The organism is Burkholderia sp. L-4, from assembly GCF_056856535.1.
Genome location: NZ_JBXEOX010000003.1, coordinates 960,554 through 972,682, shown reverse-complemented (window position 1 = coordinate 972,682; position 12,129 = coordinate 960,554). Strand labels below are relative to the sequence as shown.

Below are 12,129 nucleotides of genomic sequence, written 5' to 3'. Positions count from 1 at the left end.
CGGCCATAACGTACAGGAGACACGCATGCCTGATGGAGCGACCGCCCGGGCGGTGCCGGCCTACGCCGACGCCGTGGCCCGGTTCAGAATCGAGACCGCCGCCGCGCAGCTGCACGGCGATCTGGAGCGCGGCATGAACGCGTGCGTCGAGTGCTGCGACCGGCACGCGACGGCGGACGCGGTCGCACTCGACTGGATCGACATCGGCGGGCGGCACCACCGCTTCACGTTCGCGCAGATGCAGGCGTGGTCGGCGCGGGTCGCGAACCTGCTCGTCGCGCAGGGCGTGAAGCCGGGCGACGTGGTGGCCGGCCTGCTGCCGCGCACGCCCGAGCTCGTCGCGACGATCCTCGGCACGTGGCGCGCGGGCGCCGTCTACCAGCCGCTGTTCACCGCATTCGGCCCGAAGGCGATCGAACACCGGCTGCGCATGAGCGATGCACGCGTCGTCGTGACCAACGTCGCGAATCGCGCGAAGCTCGACGAGATCGACGATTGCCCGCCGGTCGCGACGGTGCGCGAACCGGGCGATACGCTGCCCGAGCGCGACATCGATTTCCGCGCGGCGCTCGATGCGCAGCCCGATACGTTCGAACCCGTGCCGCGCAAGGGCACGGACCTGTTCATGATGATGTCGACGTCGGGGACGACGGGCTTGCCGAAGGGCGTGCCGGTGCCGCTGTACGCGTTGCTCGCGTTCGGCGCCTACATGCGCGAAGCGGTCGATCTGCGCGCAGGCGACCGGTTCTGGAACATCGCCGATCCGGGTTGGGCGTACGGCCTCTATTACGCGATCACGGGCCCGCTCGTGCTCGGCCATGCGACGACGCTCTACGAAGGCAGCTTCACGGTCGAGAGCACGTACGACGTGATCGAACGGCTCGGCATCACGAGCCTGGCCGGCTCGCCGACCGCGTACCGGATGCTGATGGCCGCCGGGCCGGAAGCGGCGGCGCGCGTGAAAGGCAAGCTGCGCGTGGTCAGCAGCGCGGGCGAGCCGCTGAATCCGGAGGTCGTGCGCTGGTTCGACGCGGCGCTCGGCGCGCCGATTTACGATCACTACGGCCAGACCGAGCTCGGGATGGTCGTGAACAACCATCACGGTCTCGCGCACGTGGTGCATGTCGGTTCCGCCGGCCTGGCGATGCCGGGCTACCGTGTCGCGGTACTCGACGAAGCGGGCCGCGAGCTGGGCCCCGGCGAACCGGGCAACCTCGCGATCGACATCGCGCGCTCGCCGCTGCTGTGGTTCCGCGGCTATTGGCGGCAGGACACGCCGGCGATCGCGGGCGGCTATTACCGGACCGGCGACAACGTCGAGCTGGAGCCGGACGGCACCGTGAGCTTCATCGGCCGCGCGGACGACGTGATCACGTCGTCCGGCTACCGGATCGGCCCGTTCGACGTGGAAAGCGCGCTGATCGAGCATAAGGCCGTCAGCGAAGCCGCGGTGATCGGCGTGCCCGATCCGGAGCGTACGGAGATCGTGAAGGCGTTCGTCGTGCTGTCGAAGGGCTTCGACGGCACGCCGGAACTGGCCGAGGAATTGAGCCTGCACGTGAAGCGGCGACTGTCCGCTCACGCGTATCCGCGCGCGATCGACTTCGTCGGCGCGCTGCCGAAAACCCCGAGCGGCAAGATCCAGCGCTTCGTGCTGCGCAAGATGGAAGCCGAGAAGGCCGCTCAACCCTGAATACGGACTGCGAATGAATATCAAGGATCGCGTTTTTCTGATTACGGGCGCCGGCTCGGGCCTGGGCGCCGCGGTGGCGCGCATGGTCGTCGGGGCCGGCGGCAAGGCCGTGCTGCTGGACGTCAATGACGATGCCGGGACGAACCTCGCGCACGAACTCGGGGCGGCCGCCCGCTTCGTGAAGACCGACGTGACGAACGAAGCCGACGGCCAGGCGGCCGTCGCCGCCGCGCGCGACGCGTTCGGCCGCATCGACGCGCTGGTCAACTGCGCGGGCGTCGCGCCGGGCGAGAAGGTCGTCGGCCGCGACGGTCCGCACTCGCTCGACCGTTTCGTCCGTGCGGTGTCGATCAATCTGGTCGGCACGTTCAACATGATCCGGCTGGCCGCCGAAGCGATGTCGAAGCAGGACGCCGATGCGGAAGGCGAGCGTGGCGTGATCGTCAACACCGCATCGGTCGCGGCGTTCGACGGGCAGATCGGGCAGGCGGCGTATGCTGCATCGAAAAGCGGCGTGGTGGGCATGACGCTGCCGATCGCGCGTGAACTCGCGCGCTTCGGCATCCGCGTCGTGACGGTCGCGCCGGGCATCTTCGCGACGCCGATGATGGCCGGCATGCCGCAGGACGTGCAGGACGCGCTCGGCAAGAGCGTGCCGTTCCCGCCGCGGCTCGGCCGCCCGGAAGAATTTGCGGCGCTGGTGCGCCACATCGCCGAGAACACGATGCTGAACGGCGAAGTCATCCGTCTCGATGGCGCGTTGCGCATGGCACCGCGCTGACACTGGAGGAAGCGAATCATGACGACTCAGGATCCGATCGTAATCGTTGGCACGGCGCGCACGCCGATGGGTGGTTTTCAGGGCGACCTGGCGGGGGCCAGTGGGAGCGACCTCGGCGCGGTCGCGATTCGCGCGGCGCTCGAGCGCGCGAACGTGCCGGCCGAACGCATCGACGAAATCGTGTTCGGCTGCGTGCTGCCGGCCGGCCAGGGCCAGGCGCCGGCACGACAAGCCGCGCTGAAGGCCGGGCTACCGCTCGGCGCAGGCGCGACCACGGTCAACAAGATGTGCGGTTCGGGGATGAAGGCCGCGATGTTCGCGCATGACCTGCTGCTGGCCGGTTCGGCGGCGGTGGCCGTCGCGGGCGGGATGGAGAGCATGACGAATGCGCCGTACCTGCTGCCGAAGGCGCGCGCCGGGATGCGCATGGGCCACGGTCAGGTGCTCGATCACATGTTCCTCGACGGGCTCGAGGACGCGTACGAGAAGGGTCGCCTGATGGGCACGTTCGCCGAGGATTGCGCGCAGGCGTACCAGTTCACGCGGGAGGCGCAGGATGCGTTCGCGATCGCGTCGCTCACGCGTGCGCAGCGCGCGATCGCGGAGGGGCGTTTCGTATCGGAGATCGCACCGGTGACCGTGAAGGCCGGCAAGACGGAAAGCGTCGTGTCGATCGACGAGCAGCCGGGCAAGGCAAAGCTCGACAAGATCCCGACGCTGAAGCCGGCGTTCCGCGAAGGCGGCACGGTGACGGCCGCGAACGCGTCGTCGATCTCGGACGGGGCGGCCGCGCTCGTGATGATGCGCCGCTCGGAAGCCGAACGTCTCGGCCTCACGCCGAAGGCGGTGATCGTCGGGCATTCGACGTTTGCGGACAAGCCCGGCCTGTTCGCGACCGCGCCGATCGGCGCGCTGCGCAGGCTGTCGGAGAAAACCGGCTGGAACCTGCGCGACGTCGACCTGTTCGAGATCAACGAAGCGTTCGCGGTGGTGCCGATGGCCGCGATGCGCGACCTCGACCTGCCGCACGAGAAGGTCAACGTGCATGGCGGCGCGTGCGCGCTCGGGCATCCGATCGGCGCATCGGGTGCGCGCGTGATGGTGACGCTGCTGGCCGCGCTCGACACGTATGGGCTCAAGCGCGGCGTCGCATCGCTGTGCATCGGCGGGGGCGAGGCGACGGCGATCGCGATCGAACGGGTCGCGTAACGCATCGCGGAATACGCACGCTGCAACGCGGGCGACGGGTCTGGCGCGGGGTGAACCTGCGCGTGACCCGTCGCCCGATTTTCATTCGGGAGAACTTGCCTTCGGCGACACCGCGCCGCACGCACGAATCACGAGCTGCACGACCTGCTCGGTCTTCTCGTCGAACGCCTTCTGCGTGAACGCGCGCTTGCCGCTCAGCGCGCGGATCTGCGCGTCGAAATCCGCGTAGTGCTGGGTGGTCGCCCAGATCAGGTACATCAGCGCATGCGGGTCGATCGGCGCGAGCAACCCGCGCGCGATCCAGCCGTCGATCACGTTCACGCGGGTGTCGAACCACGGCTTCACGCGTTCCGACAGGATGTCCTGCATGTGCTCCGCGCCCTGGATGATCTCGTTGGCCCACACCTTCGAGCCGAGCGGGCGCCGCCGCGACAGCGCCATCTTCGCGCGCACGTAGCCGCCGATCGCTTCCACCGGATCGTCGCTGGCCTCGAACGAACCGGCCGCGCGATGCCATTCCTCGAACAGGTCGTCGAGCACGCGGCGGTACAGCGCGAGCTTCGTCGGGAAGTAGTAATGCAGGTTCGCTTTCGGCAAGCCGGCGCGTTCCGCGATCGTCGCGGTGCTCGCGCCGTCGAACCCGCGTTCGGCGAACACGGCCTCCGCACAGGCGAGCAGATGCGCTTCGTTGGATTCGCGGATGTGTGCCTTGCGTCGCCGCAAAGGCGCGGACGTCTCGTCGCTGTCGGTGGCTTCGGCTGCGGCCTCGTCATGTCTCATCGTTACCCTCGCGCGGCGGGCGTGCCGCGTTGGGCTTCATTCTAGCCGCTGATCCGCGTCGAACGCACGCATGCGGACAGCGCGTCCGCCGCGATGCTGCGTTGCGATGGCACGTTTCTCGCTCTGTCCATTACCGCAAGAAAGAGATTGCTTTGGTGATTTTGATCGTCTAAAACCTGTCCAATCGGACAGGATTTGACGGGTGTCGCACACGACACAAGCATGCACCGCCGATGGGCGTGCATGCCCCGAAACCGGCATGACGCGCACCGGCACAGACCGGGCTGACGACATCACCGACCCCACAGGAGCGATACGAATGAATGCGGTATCGGAAACAGTGAAGCGGGCAGCGTTCGACACGTCGATCAAGGTCGACGGGAAGCGGTTGTGGGAGAGCCTGATGGAGGTCGCGAAGATCGGCGCGACGCCGAAAGGCGGCGTGTGCCGCCTCGCGCTGACCGATCTCGACAAGGGCGGCCGCGACCTGATCGTCGGCTGGGCGAAGGCCGCCGGCTGCACGGTGACGGTCGATACGATGGGCAACGTGTTCATGCGCCGCGCGGGCCGCGTGGCCGACGCGGCGCCGGTCGTCACGGGCTCGCACGCGGATTCGCAGCCGACCGGCGGCCGCTTCGACGGCATCTACGGCGTGCTCGGCGGCCTCGAGGTGATTCGCAGTCTCAACGATCACGGGATCGAGACCGAGCATCCGGTCGAGGTCGTGATCTGGACCAACGAGGAAGGCTCGCGTTTCGCGCCCGCGATGGTCGCGTCCGGCGTGTTCGCGGGCGTTTTTTCGCTCGAGTACGGGCTGTCGCGCAAGGACGTGGACGGCAAGACGATCGGCGAGGAACTGGCGCGCATCGGCTACGCGGGCGACGTGCCGTGCGGCGGGCGCAAGCTGCACGCGGCGTTCGAACTGCATATCGAACAGGGACCGATTCTCGAAGCGGAATGCAAGACGATCGGCGTCGTGACCGATGCGCAGGGGCAGCGCTGGTACGAGATCACGTTCACCGGCCAGGAAGCGCACGCGGGGCCCACGCCGATGCCGCGCCGCCGCGATGCGCTGCTCGGTGCGTCGCGCGTCGTCGATCTCGTCAACCGGATCGGCCTCGATCACGCGCCGTTCGGCTGCGCGACGGTCGGCATGATGCAGGTCCACCCGAACTCGCGCAACGTGATTCCGGGCCGCGTGTTCTTCACCGTCGACTTCCGGCATCCGGACGACGCGGTGCTCGCAAAAATGGATGCGGCGCTGCGCGACGGTGTCGCGCGCATCGCGGCCGACATCGGGCTCGACACGGCGCTCGAGCAGATTTTCTATTACAAGCCGGTTGCGTTCGATGCCGCCTGCGTCGAGGCCGTGCGCGGCGCGGCCGATCGCTTCGGCTACTCGCATCGTGACATCGTATCGGGTGCCGGACACGACGCATGTTATCTGGCGCAGGTCGCGCCGACCTCGATGGTGTTCGTGCCGTGTGTCGACGGCATCAGCCACAACGAGATCGAGGACGCGACGCCCGCATGGATCGAGGCCGGCGCGAACGTGCTGCTGCACGCGATGCTGTCGCGCGCCTGCGAGCCGGTTTCATGACGCATCGACCGTAGCAGTCGGCAGGCTGCGTATCGCCTGATTGCAGGATGCCTCAGCATGACCGCCCCGACTGTGCGTTCGCAGCCGGCGGGGACGGCTTTGTCTCCACTCAGTCGAAGGAACGCGTATGACCACCAAGCCAACCGGCGATATCGCCGCGCATCGCCTGTCGTCCACGCAACTCTCGTGCGAATTCGCCGATATCGCGCCGCTGCTCGATCCGACTGCCGCGGCGGCCGCCGCGAGCCGCTGCCACTACTGCTACGACGCGCCGTGCGTGCAGGCTTGCCCGACGCAGATCGACATCCCGAGCTTCATCCGCAAGATCGGCAACGGCAACCTGAAGGGCGCCGCGACCGACATCCTGTCCGCGAATCCGCTTGGCGGGATGTGCGCGCGCGTTTGCCCGACCGAGATCCTGTGCGAAGGCGCGTGCGTGCGGAATCACCAGGATGCGCAGCCGGTTGCGATCGGCGCGCTGCAGCGGCACGCGACCGACTGGGCGATGGCGACCGGCGCGGTGCAGTTCCGGCGCGCGCCCGACACGGGCCGCCATGTCGCGGTGGTCGGCGCGGGGCCGGCCGGGCTCGCGTGCGCGCACCGCCTCGCGCTCGCCGGGCATCGCGTCACGTTGTTCGACGCGCGCCCGAAGGCCGGCGGCCTCAACGAATACGGGATCGCCGCGTACAAGACCGTCGACGATTTCGCGCAGCGCGAAGTCGAGTGGCTGCTGTCGGTCGGCGGCATCACGCTGGCAACGGGCGTCGCGCTCGGCCGCGACGTGACGCTCGACGCGCTGCGCGAGCAGCACGATGCGGTGTTCCTTGCGATGGGTCTGGGCGGCGTGCGGGCCCTCGCGATCGACGGCGAGCAACTGGGCGGCGTGATGAACGCGGTCGACTTCATCGAGCAGGTGCGGCAGGCCGACGGGCTCGAGAACGTGCCGGTCGGGCGGCGCGTGGTCGTGATCGGCGGCGGCAATACGGCGATCGATGCGGCGGTGCAGAGCCGCAAGCTCGGCGCCGAGCGCGTGACGATGGTGTATCGGCGCGGCGTCGACGCGATGAGCGCGACGTGGGCCGAGCGCGAATTTGCGCAGAAGAGCGGCGTCACGCTCGTCACGCACGCGAAGCCCGTGCGCATCGCGGGCGCGAACGGGCAGGTGAGCGGCGTCGAATTCGAGGCGGCGTCGGGCGAGCGCTTCACCGTCGAGGCGGACATGGTGCTGAAGGCGATCGGGCAGACGCTGGTGCCGGACGGAATCGCGGCCGCGTTGCTGACGGCCGACGGCACGCGCATCGCGGTGGCGGCCGACGGGCGTACGGCGCTGCCCGACGTATGGGCCGGCGGCGACTGCGCGGCGACGGACGGCATCGACCTCACGGTGCAGGCGGTGCAGGACGGCAAGCGCGCGGCCGCCTCGATCGATGCGGCGCTGGCGGCGCGCGACGCGAAGGCGGCCTGAACGCGGGACGTATCCAGGCATACCGATCACGACACCATTCTTCTGGAGCCGACCATGGCCGACCTTCGCTGCACCATCGCAGGCATCACTTCGCCGAATCCGTTCTGGCTGGCGTCCGCGCCGCCGACCGACAAGGCCTACAACGTCAACCGCGCCTTCGAGGCGGGCTGGGGCGGCGTCGTCTGGAAGACGCTCGGGCTCGATCCGCACGTCGTCAACGTCAGTTCGCGCTACGGCGCCGTGCAGTGGAACGGCCAGCGCATCGCGGGGCTGAACAACATCGAGCTGATCACCGACCGTCCGCTCGACGTGAACCTGAGAGAGATCGCGCAGGTGAAGCGCGACTGGCCGGACCGCGCGCTGATCGTGTCGCTGATGGTGCCGTGCAACGAACGCGACTGGAAATGGATCCTGCCGCTCGTCGAGGATACCGGGGCCGATGCGGTCGAGCTCAACTTCGGCTGTCCGCACGGGATGAGCGAGCGCGGCATGGGCGCGGCCGTCGGGCAGGTGCCCGAATACGTCGAGATGGTCACGCGCTGGGTGAAGGAAGGCACGAAGCTGCCGTGCCTCGTGAAGCTCACGCCGAACATCAGCGATATCCGGATGGGGTCGCGCGCCGCGTACAAGGGCGGCGCGGACGGCGTGTCGCTGATCAACACGATCAACTCGATCGTCGCGGTCGACCTCGATCAGATGGCGCCGATGCCGACGGTCGACGGCAAGGGCACGCACGGCGGCTATTGCGGGCCGGCCGTGAAGCCGATCGCACTGAACATGGTGGCCGAGATCGCACGCGACCCCGAAACGCCGAACCTGCCGATCTCGGGCATCGGCGGCATCTCGTCATGGCGCGACGCGGCCGAGTTCATGGTGCTCGGCGCCGGCAGCGTGCAGGTGTGCACCGCGGCGATGCATTACGGATTCCGGATCGTGTCGGATCTCGCCGACGGGCTGTCGAACTGGATGGACGAGAAGGGCTACGCGACGCTCGACGATATTCGCGGCCGCGCGGTGCCGAACGTGACCGACTGGAAATACCTGAACCTGAAGTACGACATCAAGGCGCGCATCGACCAGGACCGCTGCATCCAGTGCGGGCTGTGCCATATCGCGTGCGAGGACACGTCGCACCAGGCGATCACGGCGACGAAGGACGGCGTGCGGCACTTCGAAGTGGTCGACTCGGAGTGCGTCGGGTGCAATCTTTGCATGCACGTGTGTCCGGTCGAGCAATGCATCACGATGGAGCGTGTCGATTCGGGCGACTACGCGAACTGGACCACGCATCCGAACAATCCGGCGAGTGCCGAAGCCGGTGCGGGCACCGCGGCGCCACCCGAGAAGCATGCGAAGGCGGCCTGACCGGCGTCCGGCGGCGCGCAATGTCCGCGCCGCCGCTTTTCGTGACCCCTGGGCCGGCATCGCACGATGCCGGCGCTGACGTTTTTCGTGGAGTGCGATCGATGACATCCGCAGCGAATCCCGCCGATCCCGACAGCGCCGCGGCGCGGGGCGGCAGCCTGTACAACGACGACCTCGCGCCGACGACGCCGGCGCAGCGCACGTGGAAGTGGTATCACTTCGCGGCGCTGTGGGTCGGGATGGTGATGAACATCGCGTCGTACATGCTCGCGGCCGGGCTGATCCAGGAAGGGATGTCGCCGTGGCAGGCGGTGATGACGGTGCTGCTCGGCAACCTGATCGTGCTCGCGCCGATGCTGCTGATCGGCCATGCGGGCGCGAAGCACGGCATTCCGTACGCGGTGCTCGTGCGCGCGTCGTTCGGCACGCAGGGCGCGAAGCTGCCGGCGCTGTTGCGCGCGATCGTCGCGTGCGGCTGGTACGGCATTCAGACCTGGCTCGGCGGCAGCGCGATCTACACGCTGCTGAACATCCTGACCGGCAACGCACTGCACGGCGCGGCGCTGCCGCTCGTCGGCATCTCGTTCGGGCAGCTCGCGTGCTTCCTCGTGTTCTGGGTGCTGCAGCTGTACTTCATCTGGCACGGGACCGATTCGATCCGCTGGCTCGAGAGCTGGTCCGCGCCGATCAAGGTCGTGATGTGCGTGGCGCTCGTGTGGTGGGCGACGTCGAAGGCCGGCGGGTTCGGCTCGATGCTGTCGGCGCCGTCGCAGTTCGCGGCCGGCGGCAAGAAGGCCGGGCTGTTCTGGGCGACGTTCTGGCCGGGCCTGACGGCGATGGTCGGCTTCTGGGCGACGCTCGCGCTGAATATCCCCGATTTCACGCGCTTCGCGCAGTCGCAGCGCGACCAGATGATCGGGCAGTCGATCGGGCTGCCGCTGCCGATGGCGCTGCTGTCGGTGGTGTCGGTCGTCGTGACGTCGGCGACCGTCGTGATCTACGGCAACGCGATCTGGGATCCGATCGACCTGACGAGCCGCATGACGGGCATCGGCGTCGGCATCGCGCTCGTGATCCTCACGCTCGACACGATGTGCTGCAACCTCGCCGCGAATCTCGTCGGCCCGGCGTACGACTTCTCGAGCCTGTGGCCGAAGGCGATCTCGTACCGTACCGGCGGGATGATCACCGCGACGATCGCGATCGTGATGATGCCGTGGAAGATCCTCGCGACGACGGACGGCTACATCTTCACCTGGCTCGTCGGGTACTCGGCGCTGCTCGGGCCGGTCGCCGGCATCATGATGGTCGACTACTTCCTGATCCGCGGCACGCAGCTCGATACGCGCGCGCTGTTCGACGAACGCGGCGGCTTCAGCTACGCGCGGGGCTGGAACCCGGCCGCGCTCGCCGCGCTCGCGGTCGGCGTGCTGCCGAACCTGCCCGGCTTCCTGCATACCGCCTTTCCGGCGTCGTTCCCGAACGTGCCGGCGTTCTTCAACACGCTCTACACGTACGCGTGGTTCGTCGGCCTCGTGCTGGCGTCCGGCGTGTACGGCACCTGGATGAAGTGGCGCGCCGGACAGCGCGCGCAGATCGCGAGCGCATGACGCGCGACATGCGTGTCGAGCGGCACCCGACAGTCAACGAGGAGGCAACCCCATGGCAATCCTGATTCGCGGCGGCACCGTGGTCGATGCGGACCGCTCCTATCGCGCGGACGTGCTTTGCGCGGATCCGCAGGACGGCGGCATGATCCTGCAGATCGCCGAGCAGATCGACGCGCCGGCCGGCGCGAGCGTCGTCGACGCGCACGACCAGTACGTGATGCCGGGCGGCATCGATCCGCATACGCACATGGAACTGCCGTTCATGGGCACGACCGCGAGCGACGATTTCTACTCGGGCACGGCCGCCGGGCTGTCGGGCGGCACGACGAGCATCATCGACTTCGTGATCCCGAGCCCGAAGCAGCCGCTGATGGACGCGTTCCGCGAGTGGCGCGGCTGGGCCGAGAAATCGGCGGCCGACTACGGCTTCCACGTGGCCGTGACGTGGTGGGACGAGAGCGTGCACCGCGACATGGGCACGCTCGTGCGCGAGCATGGCGTGTCGAGTTTCAAGCACTTCATGGCGTACAAGAACGCGATCATGGCCGACGACGAGATTCTCGTGAACAGCTTCACGCGTTCGCTCGAACTCGGCGCGCTGCCGACCGTGCACGCGGAGAACGGCGAGCTCGTGTTCCGGCTGCAGCAGGCGCTGCTCGCGCGCGGCATGACGGGGCCGGAGGCGCATCCGCTGTCGCGGCCGCCGGAGGTCGAAGGCGAGGCCGCGAACCGCGCGATCCGCATCGCGCAGGTGCTCGGCGTGCCCGTGTACATCGTGCATGTGTCGGCCAAGGACGCGGTCGACGTGATCACGCGTGCGCGCGGCGAAGGGCTGCGCGTGTTCGGCGAAGTGCTGCCGGGCCACCTGGTGATCGACGAGGCCGTCTATCGCGACCCGGACTGGACGCGTGCGGCCGCGCACGTGATGAGCCCGCCGTTCCGCTCGGCCGAGCATCGCGAGGCGCTGTGGCGCGGGCTGCAGTCGGGGCAGCTGCATACGACGGCGACCGATCACTGCGTGTTCTGCGCATCGCAGAAGGCGATGGGCCGCAACGATTTCACGAAGATCCCGAACGGTTGCGGTGGTGTCGAGGATCGCATGTCGGTGCTGTGGCATCACGGCGTGAATCATGGCCGCATCACGCCGAACGAGTTCGTGCGGATCACGTCGACGAACGCCGCGCAGATCTTCAACCTGTATCCGCGCAAGGGCGCGGTGCAGGTCGGCGCCGATGCCGACCTCGTCGTGTGGGATCCGGCCGCGACGAAGACGATCTCGGTGAAGACCCATCACCAGCAGGTCGACTTCAACGTGTTCGAGGGGATGACGGTGCAGGGCGTCGCGACGCACACGCTCACGCGCGGCGCGCTCGCGTGGGCCGACGGCGAGCTGCGCGCGGTGCGCGGCGCGGGCCGCTACCTGGAGCGTCCGCCGGCGGCCGGCTACTACGAGGCCGCGCGGATCGCGAACCGGTTGCGCGAACCGCATCCGGTCGAGCGCGCGGGTTGAACGACGCGTGTCATGCGGGGCATGTCCGTTCGAGCGGAGAGCGGCATGCCCCGCGTGCGTTTTCCGCCAGGTAGATAGAACAACTGATCAAGTCGGATAGATGCGAAACGGGAAAC

Annotated in this window: 9 protein-coding genes; 8 read left to right on the top strand and 1 reads right to left on the bottom strand. The window is 68.4% G+C overall.

Annotation, left to right across the window (positions count from 1 at the left end):
• The first annotated feature begins 25 nt into the window (after window positions 1-25).
• Genes AC1VVG_RS34855 through AC1VVG_RS34845 form a run of 3 tightly spaced genes read left to right on the top strand, consistent with a single transcriptional unit; the run spans window position 26 to window position 3,683 of the window.
• Complete coding sequence (locus AC1VVG_RS34855; protein ID WP_034190691.1) at window positions 26-1,693, top strand: acyl-CoA synthetase; 1,668 nt, start codon at window positions 26-28, stop codon at window positions 1,691-1,693.
• Between the two features lie 13 nt (window positions 1,694-1,706).
• Window positions 1,707-2,474: a 3-hydroxyacyl-CoA dehydrogenase gene (locus AC1VVG_RS34850; protein ID WP_034190674.1), complete on the top strand. Its 768-nt coding sequence runs from the start codon at window positions 1,707-1,709 to the stop codon at window positions 2,472-2,474.
• 18 nt (window positions 2,475-2,492) lie between these two features.
• Window positions 2,493-3,683 (top strand): acetyl-CoA C-acyltransferase, encoded by a 1,191-nt coding sequence (locus AC1VVG_RS34845; protein ID WP_482837626.1) that lies wholly within the window; start codon window positions 2,493-2,495, stop codon window positions 3,681-3,683.
• An 81-nt stretch (window positions 3,684-3,764) separates the two neighbouring features.
• Here AC1VVG_RS34845 and AC1VVG_RS34840 read toward each other — a convergent pair whose 3' ends face one another.
• Window positions 3,765-4,463 carry a TetR/AcrR family transcriptional regulator gene (locus AC1VVG_RS34840; RefSeq protein ID WP_034190672.1) on the bottom strand — a complete coding sequence of 233 codons (699 nt, stop codon included), beginning with the start codon at window positions 4,461-4,463 and terminating at the stop codon, window positions 3,765-3,767.
• Between the two features lie 319 nt (window positions 4,464-4,782).
• Here AC1VVG_RS34840 and AC1VVG_RS34835 point away from each other — a divergent pair, with 319 nt between their 5' ends.
• The 5 genes from AC1VVG_RS34835 (at window position 4,783) to hydA (ending at window position 12,013) form a co-directional block, all read left to right on the top strand.
• Window positions 4,783-6,063 carry a Zn-dependent hydrolase gene (locus tag AC1VVG_RS34835; RefSeq protein WP_482837625.1) on the top strand — a complete coding sequence of 427 codons (1,281 nt, stop codon included), beginning with the start codon at window positions 4,783-4,785 and terminating at the stop codon, window positions 6,061-6,063.
• A gap of 127 nt (window positions 6,064-6,190) precedes the next feature.
• The gene (locus AC1VVG_RS34830) at window positions 6,191-7,528 is read left to right on the top strand and encodes an NAD(P)-dependent oxidoreductase (protein ID WP_049033024.1); all 1,338 of its coding nucleotides are present in this window, start codon (window positions 6,191-6,193) and stop codon (window positions 7,526-7,528) included.
• A gap of 54 nt (window positions 7,529-7,582) precedes the next feature.
• A complete protein-coding gene (gene preA, locus AC1VVG_RS34825) occupies window positions 7,583-8,893 on the top strand; it encodes an NAD-dependent dihydropyrimidine dehydrogenase subunit PreA (protein ID WP_034190669.1) in 1,311 nt (436 codons plus the stop codon).
• Window positions 8,894-8,994: 101 nt separating this feature from the next.
• Window positions 8,995-10,503, top strand: a complete 1,509-nt coding sequence (locus AC1VVG_RS34820) for an NCS1 family nucleobase:cation symporter-1 (protein WP_049033028.1) — start codon at window positions 8,995-8,997, stop codon at window positions 10,501-10,503.
• 52 nt (window positions 10,504-10,555) lie between these two features.
• Complete coding sequence (gene hydA, locus AC1VVG_RS34815; RefSeq protein ID WP_482837624.1) at window positions 10,556-12,013, top strand: dihydropyrimidinase; 1,458 nt, start codon at window positions 10,556-10,558, stop codon at window positions 12,011-12,013.
• Window positions 12,014-12,129: the final 116 nt, after the last annotated feature.